Genomic DNA, 20689 nt, shown 5'->3' with positions numbered 1-20689 from the left:
ACAGGAAAAAGTATAGAACCAAATAAGTTACTTGAATTGAGTCTATTTTCCAATAATCAAAAAGAAGGATTAACCTCCAATCAGGTTAATCCTTCTTTATTTTCAGTGACGTACTATGAACTGGACCCCGTTTGTCAGGGTATATTTGCTGCATCATGGCATTTATAGCAGTTGGCGCTTCGCCATAGGCCGTTGCAATTAGCTGCTGCTTGCCAGGGTAAAGCACGCCATCACCAATGGCAAAGATTCCCGGCTCACTGGTTTGCATCTTGCTATCAACTTTCAGCATCCGGTGATCTTCATCAAATTGAACGTGCCAGCCTGCCACAGCCTTGTTGTCCGAAATAAAACCGTAGCTGACAATGACGTCATCAACCAATAGTTGCTCAAATTGATCTTCCGTCTTGACGCGCTTCAACGAAATATTAAGTTGCTTTGTGGGTGTCTGCTCGATATCCTTCACCAAAAATGGCGTTTTAATCGTCACCGAGGAGTTTCTCAGCTTCTCAACCATATATTCCAATCCCCTAAACTGATCCCGTCTATGGACAAGTGTGACATGTTTAGCGAGTGGCTCCAGCATGAGGGCTTGGTCAATTGCCGAATCTCCTCCACCGGCAATTAAAACCTCATGATTTCGGAAATGTTCTAAATCTGAAACGCTATAAAAAACCTGCTTACCTTCAAACGAGTCGATATTCTCGACTGCTAATTTCCGAGGCGTAAACGCCCCATTTCCAATGGCCAATAGGATTTCCTTTGTATGGGTGATTCGCTGTGGTGTTACGATTTCAAACCCATCGGCTTCCCGCTTGATGTCCGTTACCGTTTGATTCTTAAAAATATCAATTGGAAAATCCTTAAATTGGTTATTCTGCTGGGCAATTAGTTGACTCCCCTTAATCGTTGGAAATCCTGCCACATCAAGAATTTCCTTTTCTGGGTAAAGGGCCTGAACTTGTCCGCCCAACTCTGAGAGACTCTCAATCAGTTGTGTCTTTGCCGTTCTTAATCCGGAGTAGAAACCTGCGAACATTCCTGCGGGTCCTCCGCCAATAATTGTAATATCATATCTTTCAGTTGCTGCCATGATCTCACCCTTTCTTTTATAGTAAATAGGTTGATTCGATTGTTTGCCCTTGCAGGGTTCTGACTTCTCGCAAGCCCGCGTTAATTAACACAAATATTGCCACCCAACCAATGATGATTAAACTCAATTTTTGCAAATCGAACGTATTGAACAACTCACCCGGAATATTCCAGTCCCACATTGCGTGCAGAAAGATGGCTAACAAATAGAATCTCAAAAATTTCATATCCTTCAGACTATCGCGATTGATTGGTACGTGGCGCTCCTTTGCCAAAACAATTGCGGCACCCACCATCGCTGACCAAATGGTGTGAGTGCCCAACGCCTGCCAACTTCTGATAAACAACGTGACCAGTCCATATTCACCCGTGTAGCCTGCCGTTTCAAAAACTGCGAAACCCGCACCAACTGCCGCCCCAATGAGCATTCCATTGAAAATATAGTTAAGCCGAAAGTGGTTCACAAAGTAAAATATAATCAGCATTTTTGCGGTTTCTTCAATAAACCCAATTGCAAACGCCGAGCCAATACTCACACCGTTTCCTGAAGGAATAATCGAGTATAGAATCATTGTCATTATTAGCGATAAAATGCCACCAATCAGAAAAACTTCCGTTGTTTGAAAAACTGATACGTTTTTAAAAACATTAATTTCAAAAAACATAATTAATAGTGAAAATGGCACCATTAGCGAGCCAATAAAGAGCATCCCCGGCACTGCTTTATCACTATGAAACACGAGGAAAAGCAGGGTTAGCAGTGCAAAACTCGATCCAAGCAACGCAAATACCCGCGAAAAAAGCCAGGGCTTTACGGGCGCCGATGAAACGGTTGCGAGCGCTGGTGTTGTCGATTTCGTGCCCACAATGAACAAGGCATCCGCCTCATCCTTCCCATGCTTCTTGAAAATCTCGGAAAACATGCGAAATAAGTGGATTTCGACAGCTTCATTTTCACCCGTCCACTCGTTCAACTCTTTTGTCGCATCATCCAACAGATGCTCATATCGTTTCCGTGCTTTTGCGGCTTTCTCGCTATTAGGTGATTTACTATTTTTAGAATTTTCAGACAACAGAATTCTCCTCTTTTTAAATTCGGTCTAAAAACATTATAAAGCATGTTCAGATTTTTTTCCGTGTAAATTAGATTTGTTTTTAAGCGCTTTCTCCCTTATCATTTAAGTAGAGACTAACATCTCGAATAAATGGTTGGAGGTTTTCACTCATGGCACGCAGAAAACTCATTTTGGACTTAGATACTGGAATCGATGATGCAATGGCAATTGCCTATGCACTCGGTGCACCCGATGTTGATTTAATTGGGATCATTGGCTCGTATGGGAACGTCATCGTTGAAGAAGGTGGCAAAAATAGCCTCAAGATTTTGGAACTTTTAGGTGCAACAGACGTACCCGTTTACTTAGGCGAATCGCACGCTTCTCAAACTGATCACTTTGATCGACTTCCAGTTAGCGCCAACATTCACGGCGAAAACGGAATTGGTGGTGTTCAATTACCAGAAGCAAAACGCCCACTTGAAACGACTTCTGGTGTCGACTTTCTGATTGATGCCGTGAACCAGTATGGTAAAGACCTAACGCTTGTTCCAACTGGTCCTCTAACCAACTTAGCCGCCGCAATCAAAAAGGATCCAGACCTCCCAACCAAAATTGGAAATGTGACCATCATGGGTGGCGCCCTAACCGTTCCCGGAAATGTGACTCCGTACGCTGAAGCCAATATTCACCAGGATGCGGAAGCTGCTAACGCGGTTTTCACTAGCCCAATTCGCCTCACAATGGTTGGCCTAGATGTCACTCTCAGAAATATTTTAACTAAAAAAGAAACACAAGAATGGCGTAATCTTAAGACAAAAGCTGGCACGGATTTTGCTGACATCGTCGACTACTATATCGATGCTTATGCCGATTTTGATGCGACTCTCCACGGCTGCGTACTTCATGATCCGCTCGCTGTTGGCGTTGCGCTTGATCCAACTTTAATTACCTCATTTGATTTAAATATGATTGTGTCGACTGACAAAGAAAGTTACGGTCGAACTATTGGTGATACTACTCGAATTAACCAACCAGATGCTAATATTACGGTTGGGTTAACCTCTGATAGTAAACGCTACTTAGAAACCTTTATGAATTACCTGACGAAACTTTTTAAGCAAAACTAATAGTTTAAATGATAAACGGGAGGATCAGCTAATCATGCTGGTCCTCCCGTTTTTATTTATTTAAAAAAGCCATCCGTAAAGGCTGCCACGCCATCATCCTCATTTGAGAGGGTTATTTCATTTGCCGCCTGCTTAATTTCATCAGTTCCGTTGGCCATTGAAACGCCAACCTTGGCTGCTTTAATCATTCCCAAATCATTTTCAGCATCCCCAAACGTCATTAAGTTATCATAAGTCCAATTGAAATGGGTTAATAATTCTAGCAGCCCAACTGCCTTATCCATATCGTGATCGAGGAATTCAATAATTTGCGGTTGAGACCGAACAATATGGTAGTGCGCCGTCATATTCTGATCGAGCGTCGCCTGAACCAGGTCGATTTTCTCCCGTTGCGAAGCCATGACAGCCTTGCTAAAAAGACCATCCCCCAGTTTTGCAAATGGTGTTGGTGTGTAGTTCATCGAAGCACCCAACATTTGCTGATAAATTGAGGGCGTCAAATCGCTGACTGGATAGACTTGATCAAAGTCGAGAACATCCAGCGGGAATTCATGCTGTTTGGCAAATTCGTACAGCGGTGCAAGCCCAGTTAGCTTGAGCCCCTGCTTCGCCAAAACCTTTTTATCTGTATTATGGATGACAAGCGCGCCATTAAAGGTGATTGTGTAGTCCAAATCGCTCGTCAGGCCAAGCTGCTCGATGTATTTCCAAATAGCATTAATTGGACGTCCCGTGCACAAAACCACCATCATCCCAGCCTCATGAAGCTTTTTCAGCGCCTGCTCATTTCTCTGGCTAATGCGCTTATCATTCGTTAGCAACGTATTATCTAAATTCAACGCAATCATATTAATCATTTGTTCTACCCCTTGTCATCTATATATTCTGCTATGGTATTCAAGACACCCTCATCATTGTTGTCCCACTTTGTCACAAATGGTGCTATTGTTAATACTTCCGGCGCAGCATTTTTCATTGCGTATCCGTATTTGGCCATGCGTAACATTTCAATGTCGTTACCACTATCGCCAAACGTTAGCGTCTCGGCAGGCGAAACTTGCCACTCTTTTTGAAGTTGTTTTAACGCATAGGCTTTATGAACGTGCGGCAAAATAACATCGAGGCCCCCAAGCCCACTTGAGGTAGCCCTAAGTTTTCCGGAAAATGTTTCGTTAAATAATTTTTCCTTTGCGCGAACATCCTCATCTTCCCAGGTTAAATCAACTTTATAAATGTCATCACTTACCGTCATCAAATCAGTGACCGAATTGAATTTGCTGTAGAAGTAACTGGATTCCCCAAATCGAGTTGAATCCGACTTCAATTCTGTGTAAGCACCATTTTTCCCGGAAAGAATGACGTGAACTTCTGCAAATGCTGGTTCTGACATGACCCAATTAATCGCTTTTTTCCAAAGTTCGCTAGGAATAACTTCCGATTGGATAATTTGATCATTAACGGCGATCACTGCGCCATTTTCCGCAACGTAGGTCACTTCGCCTTTGATATCGGCGAAAGTTTCCTTCAAATGTATTAATTGATTTCCGCTTGCCGCAACAAAATGAATTTCCGCCTGATTCATTTGGGTCAATAATTTTTGAAACCTTGGTTGATTAAACATTCGATTATCCTTTAAAAAAGTACCATCCATGTCTGTTGCAATCATTTTAATCACGTGTAAGCTCCTCCAAACCATTAATTAATGTGAAATTGGGATTGTAACTTCAGCTCACCCAAAAGCGACTCCTTTTGCCGATTTGTATTTCGTTCCATTTTGAACTGCTTAGTTAGCGAAATGGCTCCGATTGGTACGTTGATCGTCTTAGTATACTTCATCAATTTATCGGTATCCTTAAACGCATTCTTATCTTTCAAAATAACGGTCACAATCCGATTACCATGCAGGGCAGCCGTTCCAACGTAACAAATCCCCGCCTTTTCGGTGTAGCCAGTCTTCAACCCATCAACTTGAAGCTGATTATCATAGTCTGCTGCTCCCTCAAGTAGTGGATTATAATTGTAAAGCGTTTGACCATCGACCTTTTTTGTTCGTTGGTTGCTGAAGTCGACTATTTCGGGATAACGCAATAATAATTTTCTCGCTATCGTTGCTAAATTGCTTGCGGAAAGCTTATTGGCGCCGTCACGACTGCTACCTGGTAAAACTAAATCAAACTTTTTTAAGTCTTCATTTTCAAGCCCAGATGCAGATACAAAATGAGTTTGTGTCAAATGCCAATCTTGCGCAGTTTGATTCATTAGGGCAACAAATTTTGTATTTGATCCAGCCACCCACTCGCCAAGCGCGATGGCAGCATTATTGGATGATTGCACCACCGCTGCATTCACTAAGTCGCGAACCGTGTATTGATGCGTTGTTTTAAATTTGAACCCACCATATTCAGTATCTCGACTCATCTTGATTAAGTTCTTATTCTGGGTTGCCGTCACAACCTGGTTCCAGCCATTTTTCATTGAGTGAACCTTTGTTAAAACGAGGTACAGCGTCATTAACTTTGCGGTTGAAGCAACGAGCTTTGGACTATTCACATTTTTAGCATACAACGTCTGTCCGGTGGCGAGATTCATCGACAAAGCGGCCGTTGCGTTCTTCAAATTTGGTCCCGTTGCATTTGCTGCCCTTTTTAAATAACGCGACCAAATCCAACCTTGCTTTTGGTCACTAAGGTACACGTAGCTTACCCTGGAGACGCCACGACTCGAAACCGCGCTGCTCTTCTTAACGACGTACGAGATTCGATTAACATCCGTCCCAACTGAAAGGGTCTGCTTGGTACGGGGATTGTAGATGGTCGCGGCGCTATTCACGATTCGATAGGCTTGTGGCTGACTCAGCACTTCACTCACCGACTGCCCAGCCGCGGCATGCCCCGTCATTGGCATCATGAAAAGCAGACCAAAAACTGCCACAATGAGCCTAAATAAAATTTGCCGATATTTCAACCGTTATCACCTCACCAATTTGTTACCCTTAATTTTAGCAAATTCAAATGAGAAAGACAGGCTTACAGCAAAACTTAAACTTCTTGCAACCCCTTTCAATTTCTGGTAGTCTTGGTACTGTAAATTAGTTAAATATGTCTGGGGTGCCATTTGGCTGAGATAACACCCATTGAACCTGATCTGGTTAGTACCAGCGAAGGGAGATAAAATGAACGGTTCTATCATCTTTTTAGACGTGGAAACCCTCGACTCAGCTAGAGTCGGGGGCTTTTTATTTGGAAAAACACCCCTTTTCCACATTTAACTAACTACAACATTTTAAAGGGGGATTCACTATGAATATATTTAAAGCTTGGCATTTACGCGACATTATCACACTTGCCTTAATTTCCATCTTCTTTGGTGTCATCTACTGGGTCATCATTCCACTTTACAATGGCCTAACCATTGCACTTACGCCAATTGGTCTTGGACCAGCCGCCAACGACATTTTGATGGGCGTTTGGGTCATGGCTGGACCGTTAGCTGGCTACATGTTTAGAATTGCCGGCTCTGCCACCCTTGGCGAACTTCTCGGCTCCGTTGTTGAAATGTTTCTTGGTGGCCAATGGGGCGCAAGCACGTTAATCTCCGGAATTGTCCAGGGAATTGGATCAGAATTAGGCTTTACGTTGACTGGCTACAAACTGTACAACTGGTTCAGTCTAAGCTTAAGTGTTTTCACCACAACGGTTGTCACGTTTGGCTGGGACATGATTCGAAATGGGTACAATAAATATCACATTGGTCTATTACTGACCCTATTTCTCATTCGATTGGTCTCCACTTTCTTTTTCAGTGGCGTCCTCGTCAAATTGATCATGAATCTTTTAGAGAAGAGCCATATTTTAGCACCGCGTTAAATTGGAGGAATTCTTGTGGCAGCCGTAACGATTAAGAATCTTACATTCTCATACTCAACTGAACACACTAGCCTACCAGCGACGCTCAAAAATCTAAACTTAACGTTTCCTAGTGGAAAGTTCTCATTGCTCATCGGACCTTCTGGAACCGGAAAATCGACTTTACTCAAACTACTCGCAAATTTGTACCCTGCATTTCGTGGGCGTTTAGAGACGGGCACAATTTTGTATGACGACCAATCGCTTGCCGACATGCAGCCTAGCAGCATTAGTCGAATGGTTGCCCTCATGTTTCAAGATCCGGACCAACAATTTGCAATGGATACAGTTGAAAATGAAATCATCTTTGCGCTAGAAAATTTACAGGTTGCCCCTGAACAAATCTCCGCAGCCGTCGAGTGGGCGCTTGAATTTGTCGACATTACAAATTTGCGTCATCGCGTTCTTTCTACTTTGTCTGGCGGAGAAAAGCAGAAAGTGGCATTGGCAATCATCGTTGCCATGGATAGCGATGTCATTTTGTTGGATGAACCATTTGCCAGTATCGATCGCGGTTCGCGTCAGTTCCTCTTAAACCGCCTTGCAAAATTACGAGATGACGCTGGAAAAACCATCATTTTGGCAGACCACAATTTGAGCGGTTACCAAGATTTGGTGGATGCCGTCTTTGAGCTCGACCCTGCAGCAAAACAGATTACGCGTTTGTCAGATGAGCAAGCCGAAAACCGGTTTGCCAATTTTGACCACCAACTCTCACCCGTCAAATTAGGCATCCCCACCGCTGAGGAAAACCAAGTCCTTCACCTTAGCCAATTAACGCTGGCCACGCCAAGGGAAACTTTGGTGCATGTCGATTCTTTAGGATTTGCTAAGGGAAAGATTACCCTCCTGACTGGTGAAAACGGCTCTGGTAAATCAACACTCTTTAACGCCATTACGCGATTGGGCCACTATCAAGGACAAATTACTTATCTTGCCGATGACATTCAAAAAATCCGCCTAAAGCGCTACGCCATGCAAGTTGGCCTCATGTTTCAAGATGCTCAATCACAGTTTCTGGGAATCACGGTCGACGAGGAGCTCGCCATCTCCAAAAAAGCGAGTCATCATCCTGATTATTATACCGATTCCAAAATTACAGAAATGCTTACCACTATTAATTTGAGTGGCTGCGGTGACCAAGTTGTTTATTCATTAAGCGAGGGGCAAAAGAAAAAGCTGCAACTCTTAGAAATGCTCATCGTGGGCTCACCCGTTCTTCTTTTAGATGAACCTTTAAAGGGACTCGATCTCAAATCAGTTACCGAGGTTGCTACCTTCATTGCAACGGCCAGCCATGAGTTGGGGCAAACTTTCATCATAATTAGTCATCAGCTAACCGGACTTGCAGCCATTGTAGATTATCATCTGACTTTAGCTAACCAAACGCTGACTTATGAGGAGGAACTAAAATGAATCCCAGCATAAAAATGTTACTGGCATTATTGATTGCCGTTGAGGTTTCATTCACCCAGTCATGGTCAGTCAACCTCATTCTCGTTTTGGGAAGCTTAATTTGGCTAATCGCGGTCAAAGTAGCCCCTCGAAAGATTGGCCTGCTCTTCTTGGTGCCAATTCTACCCGCCATTGCAATTACAATTTCAATGTACCTTTGGACTGATCAATCCGTCCACTTTATCCTCGTTCTGGTCACTCGGATTTTCGCCTACGTTTTTGTAGGATCAGTTGCCACTTTGACAACGACCCTTCAGGAGTTGATCCTTTCACTCGAACAAAATGCAAAGCTTCCCTCGAAGTTTGCGTATGGATTCTTGGGTGCCTTTAATTTGATTCCCAAAATTATCAACGAAGTCGCCATTATTCGATCGGCAGGTCGCATGCGGAATCAAACCATGCATTTTTGGTCACCCAGCCTTTATTTCAAAGCTATTTTAGCATCCCTAAACTGGTCTGAAAATTTAGCCGAGGCCATGACTTCTCACGGATTCGTTGAGGATGTTCGGCGGACTCACTACCGAATAATCCACGTTCCTCACCATAATTATTACGAATTCGGCGCCATACTAGTCGTTTTACAACTGCTGCTATTCGCCACCCCACTTCCCTGATGGCATAAACCTACCCGTTATACTAAGAATGGCTTATAATAAGGGGGTAAGGGGTGATTTCAATGAAAAAGTCTAATTTCAAAAATTTTACAACAATCTTTGGATTGGCTGCCGCAATTATCGGCCTTCTGCTAGAAGTGATTGCCTTCATAATTGATTTCGATTCTCAAACGAGCGCAGACGGCGTCATTGCTGGTGCCACACTACTTGCCATTGGTGTTGCCTTTCTACAAAGTAAATCCCTCGTAACGGAACTAATTTTGCTTACAATCAGTTCATTGGGATTCGGCTATTTTGTCTTTGTTCAAACCAGTCAAAATTGGCTGTGGGCTATTTTAACCACTATTCTAATTGACCTTCTATTAATTTATTTCTTAGAGGTCCGATCAAAGATTCGCCAAAATCATAGTAAATGGTTCTAAAAAAAGAGTAGCTAGAAAAAGTTTCATTTTCTAGCTGCTCTTTTGATATTGTATTTAATTAAACTCGCTTTTTTCTAATTGTCGTCATCATTTATAACTTGCCACGTAATAGAAACTTGCCCCACCGTTATCCGAACGATAAAGTTCACCACTCGTTGTCACTTCAAACCAGGCAACTGTTGGTGCGGTGTTGGGATCAACACCCTTTGCTTTCATATTGGCTGAATTATGATTTTCCGTTACTTGAATAACTGTCGCATTATTCGAACTCTTATAGGATGACATACTAATATCTTGCCGTTGATATTGTTGCTGAACTTGTGAATAGACCCAGTTATACATCTGGTTCTGACTCAATTTGGCAGTCTTAGTTTTAGGTTGACTTGAACTTGACGCTTTCAAACTATCCGCGTTAGACTCGCTACTTTTTTTGGCTTGGGTTTGCTTTTGACTGCTACTGCTACCCAAGCTACTTGTTGAACTGCTATCCGATTCGCTCGAACTAGCAGGTTCGCTGCTAACGGCCTGTTTCTTACTCGATTGACTAACCGCTTGTGATTGGTCACTATCGGATTTACTTGTCTGATTCCCACATCCTACAAGTGTTAAGCCCAAACTAACGATTAAAATGCTGATTAAGTGAATTTTTTTCATTTTGTCGGATTCTTACCTTTTAAGATAAGTTTCCATCCCCCCCAAAGGTTAATTAACTCACCAACATTATAACATCTCTCTCAACTTTATTATCTAAATCCAACAAAAAAAGAACCCACCATCGCTGGTGAGCTCCCTGCTTGATAAACTACAAAGATATTGTAGTTGTAATCAAAAAATGATTACCAAAAATTTATTAACGGTTAACTGTTCCGGCGAAACTAGGCATGAATGCACTATTAATTGTTTCAATCTCAACATTTTGACCTGGTTGTGGCGCTGCTACGAACTGATTATTGCCAATGTAAATTGCAACATGGTACGTTCCCCAGAAAAGCAGGTCTCCCGGTTTAGCATCTGCTACCGCTTTAGTTGTTACTTTACCTTCTTGGGTCACAGTGTAGTGACCTAATTGGATATTTGCAGCATTGCGGTAGACATAATCAGTTAGTCCTGAACAGTCCATTCCCTTCAAGGACTCTCCGCCCCATACATAAGGAATGTTTTCGGAAGCGAGCTTTTTGGCAAGAGTGACAACTGCCGTACTCGTTGAATCACTGGTACTACTAGATTTTACCGTAGCAGTACTGGTTGAGCTGGTTGCCGTATTCACCTGGGTACTACTCGACGCATACGGTAATGGTTGAATTGTGGTGTTCGTACTCGACACAGTATCGGCATTCGCACTAATAATTGGTGTGGCTGTAAAAGCAGCAACTGCTGCAATTGCTAAAATCGATGTTCTAAATTTCATATATTCACCTCATCATTATTTTGAGTCATATTTACTATAACTTCTGCACATAACAGACTAATTACACACAAATATTATTATGATGACAAACAACCAGGCAGCTAAATAGTCAGCTTTTAGTTAGTTTACCGCACCAACCCGCTATCAGCAATGTTTTATTGTCAATATGCGCCTTTTTTTGAAACCTGTTTGTCACCTTTTTTAAAAAAATAGCTATAATAGAGATGTAGTTACTAACTAAAACCTGGAGGGATTGTATGGAAAAAGAATTAAATAATATCTCTGAAGACATCGTCACTTTCCAGAAGAAGCATAACCTCACCGATAATGAGCTAGCATTTAACGTCCACATTACAGTTGAACGATTGCATGATATTAAGTCAATGGAATCTGACCCTACGCCGGAAGAACACGCAATCATCAAAAAGTACTTTAACCAACACGCATAACGTCTTTATGCCTGTCTCTTACTAAGTACGGCTTACAAGTTTAAAACCACTAAAAAAGATGCGATTAAATCGCATCTTTTTTTAGTTTCTATTCTGTTTGACGTTTTGATTTCGTTTTATATTCGCTTCATGCTGAGCAGAGCTTTCTGCAACTTCACGCTGTTTGCGTATTTCGGCGTCCTTCTTAGCTTTCGCTTCGGCGGCCTTGCGCTTTGCAGTGCTTTTTTCTTTCCAGTAACTATATGCCCCAACTGCAATTAACGCTACAAACATTTGAACTGGGAAATATAACCAAGTTTGTGGATCAACCGGTTTGTGGGTCAAAATCGGACTCGCAAGATAATAGGCGGCAAATAAGATGGCAATCATCAGGACAATTTCTAACGTACTTGCAACCCACTTTGGAACTTGCTTATTCTTTCGCTTCATAATATGAAACTCCTCCTTGTTATAAATCCCCAGCTTGTTTCAACTGTTGTTCAATTAAATGAGCTTCCAAATAATCGAACCCAATTTGGGTGATATCAGCTATTGGAATGGACTTGCCAATTGCATCAGTGATTTGATTTTGTTCAATCTCATGAAAAATAATTCGTTCATTCGTAACTTCGCTTGGGTAACCAACGATTGAATCACCATCCTTCAAACGAATCTGAAGAACCCGTTTGAATGCTGATTCTTGTCCCAAAACCGCTACGAAGAAGTCTGTCGTATCATCGAATAGTCGTTCATCGTTCAATACCGGCTGAAGTTCAGTTCCAATTCGTTCGTTCGTGTTCACCAGAAGCTTTACTGTTTGTAAATAATCTGACTCAACGATGACCTCGCGAATTTCTTGTAATCGCATCAGAACGTACCCGCCAAATTGCCCAGACATATCAACCAAGTTAAAGACGACGCCGGTGTCATTCATTGAGTTAACTTTCCCGACGAAGAACATTTGTGGATCACCATCTGGAATTATCGCAATAAACGTGTCGTTTTTCTGTGCGAATGACAGTTTCTCCGCTCGGTCAGCCAAGGTTGATGCCCGTTCCGATGGCCGATGAGATAGACCCGTTAATTGAGGCATAATCAAGGCTTGTAACGTGAGCTCTCGGCCCTGAAACTCGATTAAACTAATGTCGGCGTACTCCAACGTCACGATTTTATTATCTGAATAGTTAAATTTATTAATAGCAGCTAGTTCAATATGATCACTCGCTAATTTTACGATTTGGCCTTCATAAAAGTGACTTCGACTTTTATCCATGACCATAATGACCCAATCATTTAAAACCGCTTGATTTAGAACTTGTGCCAGTAATGGCTGGTCCGTCGCGAAGGTCATTTTTATTTTATTTAAATCAATTAAATTTTCTTCACTAGCGTTATTAATTCGAAAGTCCATATTATTGAGATCATCGCTATCAAATTCAACCTCATCAATAATATCAAGATTCAGATAAACGGCACCATCTGATAATCCAGTGTCACTATACGTTTGCAACACTAATTCAACTTGATCAAGCGCAGTCACGTACCCAGTGTAAACGACTTCTTGATTCTTTTGAAAAATATTCACTAAAAACTGCTTACTTTGCGCGTACTTTAAATCTGTCAAAATTGAATTCATGTGGTGACACCCCCTCTTGGAAAAAAACTTGACTAACAAATAATACTACCATAAAATGGCCCCACAAAACAGCTTAATGACTATGATATCGCGTTGCTGACAAACTGGATGAGCTCAGTACCTTTTAGGTTACCGCTCAGCCCAACAAGCAGCTTAATTCTGGCTTTTTGTCCATTCAACCCTTGGCATAAAATTAAGCCCATTCTTTTGAGCTCGATGCCACCGCCCTCATAGTCATAAATATCCTGTGCAACTCCGTTATAACATCTTGAAACTAGGACAATTGGAACGTGACGATCAAGAAGCCGTTGAAGAGCGGGTAGTGTTTGTGGCGGCAGGTTCCCGGCTCCAAGTCCTTCCACAACTACCCCTTCAGTCTCATCAGAAAGGTAATCAAACAGCTCACCTGTCATCCCTGCGTATGCCTTGATTAAATAAACGTGATTCTCAACGTGATCTATTTGACAAGTTGTTTGCCGAATCAATTCCTGAAAATATCGGGCGCCCTTATTGGAAACAATTCCAATTGGACCAAACGTTGGCGTTCTGAAAGTTGCGACGTTTGTAGTGTGCGTCTTCGTCACGTATCGAGCCGTGTGAATCTCGTCGTTCATCACGACAAGAACGCCCTTGCCCTGAGACTCATCATCGGCGGCCGTTAAAATTGCGCTTTGGAAATTATACAAGCCATCTGATCCGACTTCATTAGATGAGCGCATTGCGCCGGTGATGACAATGGGAATTGTGTTTGGCAGTGTCAAATCTAAAAAGTACGCGGTCTCTTCAAGAGTATCCGTCCCGTGGGTGATGACAACGCCATCCACGCCATCCTTTTCAGCCCGCTCAATTCTATTTTTTATTTGAAGCATAATTTCAGGCGTAATGTGGGGTGAGGGTAAATTAAACATCTCATCCGTTATCAAATTTACCTGACCATTCAAGATGGTTGATTCGTTTGCAATCGGATTCTTAGAATTTGGCACAACTTCGCCCTTTTCATTTTGGGACATCGAAATGGTGCCCCCGGTGTGAATCGCTAAAATAGTTTTCAAATATCTCATGTCCCTTCATTCATCTGATAGTCCTATTTTACGAGTTTATTCTAATAAGTGGTCGAAAACTTTAATCTATTTTCACTTGTTTTTAAATTTTCAGGGTGCTAAGATAAGTCCAATCAAATAAATGTGATGCCTATATATAGCCAAAATAAGGTTGGCTGTCTCTACCCAGTACCGTAAATACTGGACTATAAGCAAAAGCGCTCAGTGATATTCTTTGAATATTAGTGGCTCCTTTGCCTATACCGGCAAGGGAGTTTTTTTCTTGCCAATAGGATCTTCACTCAAGGAGGAAATTTTTTGGCAAAGAATGACGAGTTAAACTTGATTGCAACATCGGAAGAAGTTTCCAACGGTAAAGCCGCACTATTAGGTTTTCAACATCTTCTATCAATGTATTCCGGTGACATGATTGTCCCACTACTTATTGGTGCCGCGCTTCATTTTAGCGCAATGCAAATGGCTTACTTGGTCAGTATCGATATCTTCATGTGTGGAATCGCAACGTTATTACAGTTACGAAAAACCCGCTATACCGGTATTGCCCTTCCAGTCGTTTTAGGCGCCGCAATTCAAGTTGTTACTCCCCTCATTTCAATTGGCCAAAAAATGGGACTTGCCGTTATGTACGGTTCCATCATTGGTGCAGGAATTTTTATTTTCTTAGTTAGTGGTCTTTTCTCTAAGGTTCGCAATTTATTCCCACCAATCGTCACTGGGTCATTAATCACCGTTATTGGTTTTAGCCTAGTTCCAGTCGGTTTTGAAGATTTAGGTGGCGGTGACGTCAGCTCGAAGTCCTTCGGTGATCCCAAATACTTACTCATTGGTTTCGTCACCATGATTGTCATTCTTCTATTTAATAGTTATGCTAGTGGTCTACTAAAATCCCTTGCCATTTTAATCGGGCTAGTTACTGGAACTGCATTAGCGGGTGCCATGGGCATGATTTCATTACATGCCGTTGCAACTGCTAGCTGGTTCCACATTCCCCGCCCCTTCTTCTTCGCAACACCCAAGTTTGAATGGTCCTCCATTATCACGATGATGGTTGTTTCGCTTACCACCATGGTTGAGTCTACGGGTGTGTTCTTCGCACTTGCCGACATCACCGGTAGTAAGCTTTCAACGGACGACCTCAAACGCGGTTACCGTGCTGAAGGAATTGCAGCAATTTTGGGTGGCATCTTTAATACCTTCCCATACTCAACCTTCTCAGAAAACGTTGGCGTGCTTCAACTTTCCGGCGTTAAATCAAAGAAACCAATTTATTTTGCAGCTGCTTTTCTACTTATTCTGGGTCTCTTACCTAAAGTGGGCGCTCTTGCAACTATTATCCCTACCCCAGTTCTTGGTGGTGCGATGATCGTTATGTTTGGAATGGTGGGCGTTCAAGGAATTCGAATGCTTCAAGCCGTTGATTTCAGAGACAACCATAATTTGTTAGTCGCTGCTATCTCAATTGGTCTTGGTATGGGCGTCACCGTTTATCCTCAAGTTTTCCAAGAACTTCCAGAAGTTGCCAAATTAATCTTAACCAACGGAATTGTGATTGCTAGCTTCTCCGCAGTTATTTTAAATGCGATGTTTCACTTTTCCATCGGCAACAAACAAGTAGCAGCTGAAGTTCATTCAGATGCCGCAGATAAAATCGAAAAATAATCTTAAAGAAGCGTTTGGAATTTTATATTCCAGGCGCTTTTTTTGCTATAATTGATTGGATATTTATAATAAGAACAAACGAAAGCGAAGGGATCTATTTTCATGGCAAACGACACCAATCGCTACTATCAGCCTCAGAATTCTAAAGAGGCGATGCGGTATATCGAAAAACTCTTTAACTCATACAAAGATGCACCATTAACCGATGACCTGCTAACTTACCACGTCAAATTGGTGAACCAGGTTCAAACTGACATCATGCAGACTGCAAAAGCCGAGAATATTCCGGCCCGATTAACCGCAGTAACCGACTTAATCCAGACAATGCAACAGTGGCAGCGAATTCGTCTGAGCGGCAAGCCGTACAACGGCCGAATGCACCATTTTCAGTATGAACCCATCAATCAGCAGCAAAAGTTTAAACATCGCGTTATCAAATCAAATAACCATTCGAGCCATCGATCGAGCCGACACGGGTAATTTAGACCAAGACTGAGACAAAAACTAATTTTGTCTCAGTCTTTTGGTCTCCTATCAGATAGCTTATAATATGCAGGTGAGACAACAAATTTTGACTAACAATCAACGCAGAAAAATTTTGGAGGAAATCCGTGACTGAGCCAATTGTAAAACTTAAAAACATTCAAAAAAAATACGGCGACAATGCCGTTTTAAAAGATATTAATTTAGAGCTGGAGGCCGGTAAATTTTACACCTTACTCGGCCCCTCTGGCTGTGGCAAGACCACTATTTTGCAGACCATTGCTGGCTTCACCACCGCAACATCAGGCGATGTTTATTTTGATGGCCAAAGAATTAACGATTTGCCGCCCAACAAACGAAAAGTCAACACGGTATTTCAGGATTACGCTTTGTTCCCAACAATGAACGTTTTCGATAACGTGGCTTTTGGGCTAACCCTTCTTGGCATCAAGAAACCAGAAATTAAGCAACGCGTGACTGATGCCCTTAAATCCGTTCACCTAACCGGCTATGCCAGTCGGGAAATATCTGAGCTCTCCGGTGGTCAACGACAACGAGTCGCAATTGCCAGAGCCATCATCATGGAACCGAAGATGCTTCTTCTCGATGAGCCCCTATCCGCACTGGACGCCAAATTACGCCGCGACATGCAGTACGAATTACGAGACTTGCAGCAACGGCTAGGGATTACCTTCCTATTCGTTACCCATGACCAGGAAGAAGCCCTTGCGATGAGCGATGAAATCTTCGTCATGAACAAAGGCCGAATTCTACAAAGTGGGTCTCCAGTCGACATTTACGACGAACCAATTAACCATTTTGTCGCCAACTTTATTGGAGAAAGTAACATATTAAGCGGTGTCATGCGCGATGATTACGTTGTCGAATTTGTTGGCAAGCAATTTCAGTGCGAGGATGCTGGCATGCGCCCAAATGAACCGGTTGAAATCGTGATGCGTCCTGAGGATCTCACAATCACTTCCATTGAGGATGCCAAATTAGTTGTCACCATCGATACGCAACTATTTCGGGGTGATTACTACGAAATTGCTGCAACTGATGATGCCGGCAACGAGTGGCTAGTTCATTCAACTAATCCTGTTAAGGACAATCAACGCGTTGGCCTAACGTTTACCCCTAGCGACATTCACGTCATGCGGTTTAATGAAAGTGAAAAAGATTTTGATGCGCGTCTAGAAACCTATGAGGATGATTAAGGAGGACCAAATGAAATCGAAAACAAATAACCTATTTTATTTCATTCCATACGGCTTATGGCTGCTCCTCTTTGTCATGGCTCCGGTTGCGTTAATCGTCTACCACTCATTTTTAAACCTAAACCAACATTTTACGCTAGATAACTACATCACCTACTTCAAATCGGGAACCTACCTGATGATGACGCTGAACTCACTTTGGTATGCACTACTAATTACCGTGGCAACCCTCCTAATCAGCTATCCGACGGCCTACCTTCTGAGCAATCTGAAACATAAACAGCTTTGGTTACTGCTCATTATTTTACCAACTTGGATTAATTTACTTTTGAAGGCCTACGCCTTTATTGGCATTTTCAGTCAATCCGGCGTTGCAAATCAGTTTCTAACCTTCATTGGAATTGGTCCGCAACAGCTATTATTTACAAATTTCAGTTTTATTTTTGTTGCCACCTATATTCAAATTCCATTCATGATCTTGCCAATTTTTAACTCGATTGAAGATTTAAATCAGTCCTACATCAATGCCAGTCACGATCTTGGCGCAACTAGTTGGCAAACCTTTCGGAAAGTCATCTGGCCAATGACGCTGCCTGGCGTTAAAGCTGGCGTTCAATCCGTCTTTATTCCTTCCCTTTCACTCTTCATGCTAACCCGTTTGATTGGTGGCAATAAGGTGATTACCCTGGGAACAGCTATCGAAGAACACTTCTTAATCACGATGAACTGGGGAATGGGGTCAACCATTGGCGTCGTCTTAATTGTCGCCATGGTCGTCATCATGATTTTTACCGGTGAATCTAAAACACGGGGAGGCGTGCCAAAATGACCCATCGTTTTAAGTTAAGTAATCTATACCTTTTTTTGGTGTTTGCCGTTTTGTACGCCCCGATTCTATTTCTAATTGTCTTTTCCTTCAGTCAAGGTGATTCCATGAGCCATTTTCACGGGTTCACTTTTAGCCATTATTTAGCACTACTCAACGATACCCGACTAATCATTATTGTGCTTCAAACGCTACTCATTGCGCTGCTTTCCTCCTTGATTGCAACCATCATTGGAACCCTAGGTGCACTGGGCATTAATCAAACGAGTCGCCCGATTACTCGAAATTCGATTTTATCGTTAAACAACATTCTAATTGTCTCTCCCGACGTCATCATTGGTGCCAGCTTTCTGATTTTCTTTACGGCCCTAAAAATTCCACTGGGATTCACAACGGTTCTGCTTAGTCACATCGCCTTTTCAATCCCAATTGTAGTTTTAATGGTCCTACCAAAGTTACGTGAGCTTGGAACAAGTATGGTTTCCGCCGCATCCGATCTGGGTGCATCCAATGGTCAAATTTTATCAAAAATCATTTTGCCATATATCACACCCGGCATTCTATCAGGATTTTTCATGGCGTTAACCTATTCATTAGATGATTTTGCCGTTACTTTCTTTGTGACCGGAAACGGCTTTTCAACGCTTTCAGTTGAAATCTACTCTCGGGCACGGCAAGGAATAAGTTTGGAAATTAACGCGCTATCTGGGATCTTGTTCCTGTTTGCACTGGTCTTAGTTGTTGGTTACTACTTCCTAAACCAGTACCAGCAGAACCGCCGTCTCAAGCGGGCTAATCGAGAGGAGGATATCCTATGAAACGACTCTTATCCCTTCTCCTCGGAATTGCAGCAATTTGCGTGTTACTTGCCTTTTCCGCTAATAAACTTCAATCGACATCGGGTGATTCAAGTGCAAAGGTCCTCAACCTATATAATTGGGGAGATTACATTGACCCAGCCTTGATTACAAAATTTCAAAAGGAAACGGGTTACCACGTCAACGTTGAAACCTTTGATAGCAACGAAGCCATGTTCACAAAGATTAAGCAGGGTGGCACGAGTTACGACTTAACGGTCCCAAGTGACTACATGATTGAAAAAATGCGCGCTGCTCATCTATTAAAGCCGCTTGATAAATCACGGCTAACTGGATTTGCTAATTTAGACGCTCGCTTTACGAATCAAAGCTTTGACCCGCACAACCGTTATTCGGTGCCTTATTTCTGGGGAACGCTTGGCATTATCTACAATGATCAATCGATTAAGCCTGAAGAGGTTCAACACTGGAATGACCTTTGGCAGCCAAAATTCAAAAATAAAATCATGCTCATTGACTCTACTCGGGACGTCTTAGGATTCTCCCTGGTATCAATGAATCAGTCGATGAACACGACCAACCCAGCGATTCTTAAGGCTGCACAAGCAAAATTAAATCGACTCTCACCCAACGTTAAAGCGGTTGTCGCTGATGAAATTAAAATGTACATGACAGAAAATGAAGCTCCCCTCGCCGTTGACTGGTCGGGGGAAGCATCAGAAATGATTGCCAACAACCCTCACCTTCACTATGTTGTCCCAACTGAGGGAAGTAATCTGTGGTTTGATAATTTAGTTATCCCGAAAACTGCGAAACATTATAAGGCCATTTACGCCTTTTTGAACTTCATGTTAAAGCCCGAAAATGCCGCTCAAAATGCTGAGTATATTGGCTACGCAACGCCTAATAAAAAGGCCAAAGCCTTGCTACCCAAGTCCATTCGTAACGATAAGCAATTTTATCCGTCTGACCGAACCATCGCTAATTTACAAGTCTATTCGGACTTGAGTCCCCACACGATTGGTTTGTACAATGACCTATACCTTGAGTTTAAAATGAACCACCATTGAAATCCGACGTTGAGAAGGACTAAAATGAGGAACAAGAGGTGTTTGACATGAAAAAAAGCGAAAAGAAAAGTCGTAAAATGATTTTCACTGATATGAACGATTTCTTAATGGATTATGCAGATAAAAAGCTGGGTCACCGTCCTGATTTAGCAAAAACGGTTTATGAAGCTGGTAAGACTGACTTAACTGGCCTCGACGATCTATTCAAGGACAATGGTGTCGGGCGCAAAGAGCAATACACCGCTGTTGGCATGGGATTCTTACGCGATACAACGGATGACGATCCGGATCAAGCGGAACACACTGCTGAAAAACTAGCAAAAGATGCGATGGCGTATCTGGGAACTCATTTAGCTGACTTTGAGTATTGGGAAGAAAATTAAATTAGACAAAAAGTGGCTGGGACAAAAGTC

General features: G+C 42.3%; 22 protein-coding genes, 1 pseudogene and 2 riboswitches. Of the genes and pseudogenes, 13 read left to right on the top strand and 10 right to left on the bottom strand.

Annotated elements, in window-relative coordinates; genetic code table 11:
• Positions 1–85: 85 nt before the first annotated feature.
• Entirely contained in the window at positions 86–1090 is a 1005-nt protein-coding gene (locus tag FD44_RS06975; protein ID WP_010619443.1) for an NAD(P)/FAD-dependent oxidoreductase, read from the bottom strand.
• 16 nt (positions 1091–1106) lie between these two features.
• Positions 1107–2162, bottom strand: a complete 1056-nt coding sequence (locus tag FD44_RS06970) for a PrsW family intramembrane metalloprotease (protein WP_010619442.1) — start codon at positions 2160–2162, stop codon at positions 1107–1109.
• A 152-nt stretch (positions 2163–2314) separates the two neighbouring features.
• On the opposite strand from FD44_RS06970, the gene FD44_RS06965 reads away from it, so the two are divergent.
• The gene (locus tag FD44_RS06965) at positions 2315–3274 is read left to right on the top strand and encodes a nucleoside hydrolase (protein WP_010619441.1); all 960 of its coding nucleotides are present in this window, start codon (positions 2315–2317) and stop codon (positions 3272–3274) included.
• A 56-nt stretch (positions 3275–3330) separates the two neighbouring features.
• On the opposite strand, the gene FD44_RS06960 is transcribed toward FD44_RS06965, so the two are convergent.
• The 3 genes from FD44_RS06960 to FD44_RS06950 are packed head-to-tail and all read right to left on the bottom strand — an operon-like array spanning position 3331 to position 6238.
• Positions 3331–4131: a Cof-type HAD-IIB family hydrolase gene (locus FD44_RS06960; protein ID WP_010619440.1), complete on the bottom strand. Its 801-nt coding sequence runs from the start codon at positions 4129–4131 to the stop codon at positions 3331–3333.
• A gap of 5 nt (positions 4132–4136) precedes the next feature.
• Entirely contained in the window at positions 4137–4940 is an 804-nt protein-coding gene (locus tag FD44_RS06955; RefSeq protein ID WP_225423056.1) for a Cof-type HAD-IIB family hydrolase, read from the bottom strand.
• Positions 4941–4969: 29 nt separating this feature from the next.
• Entirely contained in the window at positions 4970–6238 is a 1269-nt protein-coding gene (locus tag FD44_RS06950) for a D-alanyl-D-alanine carboxypeptidase family protein (RefSeq protein ID WP_010619438.1), read from the bottom strand.
• Positions 6239–6367: 129 nt separating this feature from the next.
• Positions 6368–6457, top strand: a riboswitch (TPP riboswitch).
• 116 nt (positions 6458–6573) lie between these two features.
• On the opposite strand from FD44_RS06950, the gene FD44_RS06940 reads away from it, so the two are divergent.
• The 4 genes from FD44_RS06940 (at position 6574) to FD44_RS06925 (ending at position 9670) form a co-directional block, all read left to right on the top strand.
• Positions 6574–7140, top strand: coding sequence for an ECF transporter S component (locus tag FD44_RS06940; RefSeq protein ID WP_010619436.1), 567 nt, complete (start codon positions 6574–6576; stop codon positions 7138–7140).
• 15 nt (positions 7141–7155) lie between these two features.
• Positions 7156–8595 carry an ATP-binding cassette domain-containing protein gene (locus FD44_RS06935; protein ID WP_010619435.1) on the top strand — a complete coding sequence of 480 codons (1440 nt, stop codon included), beginning with the start codon at positions 7156–7158 and terminating at the stop codon, positions 8593–8595.
• Positions 8592–9248: an energy-coupling factor transporter transmembrane component T family protein gene (locus tag FD44_RS06930; RefSeq protein ID WP_010619434.1), complete on the top strand. Its 657-nt coding sequence runs from the start codon at positions 8592–8594 to the stop codon at positions 9246–9248. The genes FD44_RS06935 and FD44_RS06930 overlap by 4 nt, the downstream gene beginning before the upstream one ends.
• 62 nt (positions 9249–9310) lie before the next feature.
• Positions 9311–9670, top strand: a complete 360-nt coding sequence (locus FD44_RS06925) for a hypothetical protein (RefSeq protein ID WP_133278372.1) — start codon at positions 9311–9313, stop codon at positions 9668–9670.
• A gap of 87 nt (positions 9671–9757) precedes the next feature.
• On the opposite strand, the gene FD44_RS06920 is transcribed toward FD44_RS06925, so the two are convergent.
• Both FD44_RS06920 and FD44_RS06915 read right to left on the bottom strand, forming a co-directional pair.
• Positions 9758–10324 (bottom strand): hypothetical protein, encoded by a 567-nt coding sequence (locus FD44_RS06920; protein ID WP_010619432.1) that lies wholly within the window; start codon positions 10322–10324, stop codon positions 9758–9760.
• Positions 10325–10520: 196 nt separating this feature from the next.
• A pseudogene (locus FD44_RS06915) lies at positions 10521–10892 on the bottom strand (C40 family peptidase); the annotation flags it as partial.
• Positions 10893–11335: 443 nt separating this feature from the next.
• On the opposite strand from FD44_RS06915, the gene FD44_RS06910 reads away from it, so the two are divergent.
• Entirely contained in the window at positions 11336–11527 is a 192-nt protein-coding gene (locus FD44_RS06910) for an LBP_cg2779 family protein (protein WP_010619430.1), read from the top strand.
• Between the two features lie 81 nt (positions 11528–11608).
• Here the strand turns inward: FD44_RS06910 and FD44_RS06905 are convergent, their stop codons facing one another.
• The 3 genes from FD44_RS06905 to FD44_RS06895 all read right to left on the bottom strand — a co-directional run bounded on the left by FD44_RS06905 (position 11609) and on the right by FD44_RS06895 (position 14203).
• Positions 11609–11956, bottom strand: coding sequence for a hypothetical protein (locus tag FD44_RS06905; RefSeq protein ID WP_010619429.1), 348 nt, complete (start codon positions 11954–11956; stop codon positions 11609–11611).
• A gap of 19 nt (positions 11957–11975) precedes the next feature.
• Entirely contained in the window at positions 11976–13142 is a 1167-nt protein-coding gene (locus tag FD44_RS06900; RefSeq protein ID WP_010619428.1) for a hypothetical protein, read from the bottom strand.
• 80 nt (positions 13143–13222) lie between these two features.
• Positions 13223–14203, bottom strand: coding sequence for an asparaginase (locus tag FD44_RS06895; protein WP_029327515.1), 981 nt, complete (start codon positions 14201–14203; stop codon positions 13223–13225).
• A 110-nt stretch (positions 14204–14313) separates the two neighbouring features.
• Positions 14314–14411: riboswitch (purine riboswitch) on the top strand.
• 89 nt (positions 14412–14500) lie between these two features.
• Between FD44_RS06895 and FD44_RS06890 the strand changes: the two genes are divergently transcribed.
• The 7 genes from FD44_RS06890 (at position 14501) to FD44_RS06860 (ending at position 20659) form a co-directional block, all read left to right on the top strand.
• Entirely contained in the window at positions 14501–15862 is a 1362-nt protein-coding gene (locus FD44_RS06890) for a nucleobase:cation symporter-2 family protein (RefSeq protein ID WP_010619426.1), read from the top strand.
• A gap of 102 nt (positions 15863–15964) precedes the next feature.
• Positions 15965–16342: a hypothetical protein gene (locus FD44_RS06885; protein WP_010619425.1), complete on the top strand. Its 378-nt coding sequence runs from the start codon at positions 15965–15967 to the stop codon at positions 16340–16342.
• Between the two features lie 131 nt (positions 16343–16473).
• Positions 16474–17562, top strand: coding sequence for an ABC transporter ATP-binding protein (locus FD44_RS06880; RefSeq protein ID WP_010619424.1), 1089 nt, complete (start codon positions 16474–16476; stop codon positions 17560–17562).
• 10 nt (positions 17563–17572) lie between these two features.
• Positions 17573–18391 (top strand): ABC transporter permease, encoded by an 819-nt coding sequence (locus FD44_RS06875; RefSeq protein ID WP_010619423.1) that lies wholly within the window; start codon positions 17573–17575, stop codon positions 18389–18391.
• The gene (locus tag FD44_RS06870; protein ID WP_010619422.1) at positions 18388–19206 is read left to right on the top strand and encodes an ABC transporter permease; all 819 of its coding nucleotides are present in this window, start codon (positions 18388–18390) and stop codon (positions 19204–19206) included. Before FD44_RS06875 ends, FD44_RS06870 begins: the two co-directional genes overlap by 4 nt.
• Positions 19203–20276, top strand: coding sequence for an ABC transporter substrate-binding protein (locus tag FD44_RS06865; RefSeq protein ID WP_010619421.1), 1074 nt, complete (start codon positions 19203–19205; stop codon positions 20274–20276). The genes FD44_RS06870 and FD44_RS06865 overlap by 4 nt, the downstream gene beginning before the upstream one ends.
• A 47-nt stretch (positions 20277–20323) precedes the next feature.
• On the top strand, positions 20324–20659 hold the full coding sequence (locus FD44_RS06860; RefSeq protein WP_010619420.1) for a hypothetical protein: 336 nt from the start codon (positions 20324–20326) through the stop codon (positions 20657–20659).
• Positions 20660–20689 lie beyond the last annotated feature (30 nt).

It is taken from the genome of Secundilactobacillus malefermentans DSM 5705 = KCTC 3548 (genome assembly GCF_001436395.1).
Classification (GTDB): Bacteria; Bacillota; Bacilli; order Lactobacillales; family Lactobacillaceae; genus Secundilactobacillus; species Secundilactobacillus malefermentans.
Note: the sequence above shows the minus strand (reverse complement) of the source record. Positions and strands in the feature narration are given on the sequence as shown.

Bases quoted from the DNA above. Each gene is read 5' to 3' on its own strand.
- FD44_RS06975 (WP_010619443.1), bottom strand. From the start codon at position 1,090: ATGGCAGCAACTGAAAGATATGATATTACAATTATTGGCGGAGGACCC.
- FD44_RS06965 (WP_010619441.1), top strand. From the start codon at position 2,315: ATGGCACGCAGAAAACTCATTTTGGACTTAGATACTGGAATCGATGAT.
- FD44_RS06960 (WP_010619440.1), bottom strand. From the start codon at position 4,131: ATGATTAATATGATTGCGTTGAATTTAGATAATACGTTGCTAACGAAT.
- FD44_RS06955 (WP_225423056.1), bottom strand. From the start codon at position 4,940: ATGATTGCAACAGACATGGATGGTACTTTTTTAAAGGATAATCGAATG.
- FD44_RS06940 (WP_010619436.1), top strand. From the start codon at position 6,574: ATGAATATATTTAAAGCTTGGCATTTACGCGACATTATCACACTTGCC.
- FD44_RS06930 (WP_010619434.1), top strand. From the start codon at position 8,592: ATGAATCCCAGCATAAAAATGTTACTGGCATTATTGATTGCCGTTGAG.
- FD44_RS06925 (WP_133278372.1), top strand. From the start codon at position 9,311: ATGAAAAAGTCTAATTTCAAAAATTTTACAACAATCTTTGGATTGGCT.
- FD44_RS06920 (WP_010619432.1), bottom strand. From the start codon at position 10,324: ATGAAAAAAATTCACTTAATCAGCATTTTAATCGTTAGTTTGGGCTTA.
- FD44_RS06910 (WP_010619430.1), top strand. From the start codon at position 11,336: ATGGAAAAAGAATTAAATAATATCTCTGAAGACATCGTCACTTTCCAG.
- FD44_RS06905 (WP_010619429.1), bottom strand. From the start codon at position 11,956: ATGAAGCGAAAGAATAAGCAAGTTCCAAAGTGGGTTGCAAGTACGTTA.
- FD44_RS06900 (WP_010619428.1), bottom strand. From the start codon at position 13,142: ATGAATTCAATTTTGACAGATTTAAAGTACGCGCAAAGTAAGCAGTTT.
- FD44_RS06895 (WP_029327515.1), bottom strand. From the start codon at position 14,203: ATGAGATATTTGAAAACTATTTTAGCGATTCACACCGGGGGCACCATT.
- FD44_RS06885 (WP_010619425.1), top strand. From the start codon at position 15,965: ATGGCAAACGACACCAATCGCTACTATCAGCCTCAGAATTCTAAAGAG.
- FD44_RS06875 (WP_010619423.1), top strand. From the start codon at position 17,573: ATGAAATCGAAAACAAATAACCTATTTTATTTCATTCCATACGGCTTA.
- FD44_RS06870 (WP_010619422.1), top strand. From the start codon at position 18,388: ATGACCCATCGTTTTAAGTTAAGTAATCTATACCTTTTTTTGGTGTTT.
- FD44_RS06865 (WP_010619421.1), top strand. From the start codon at position 19,203: ATGAAACGACTCTTATCCCTTCTCCTCGGAATTGCAGCAATTTGCGTG.
- FD44_RS06860 (WP_010619420.1), top strand. From the start codon at position 20,324: ATGAAAAAAAGCGAAAAGAAAAGTCGTAAAATGATTTTCACTGATATG.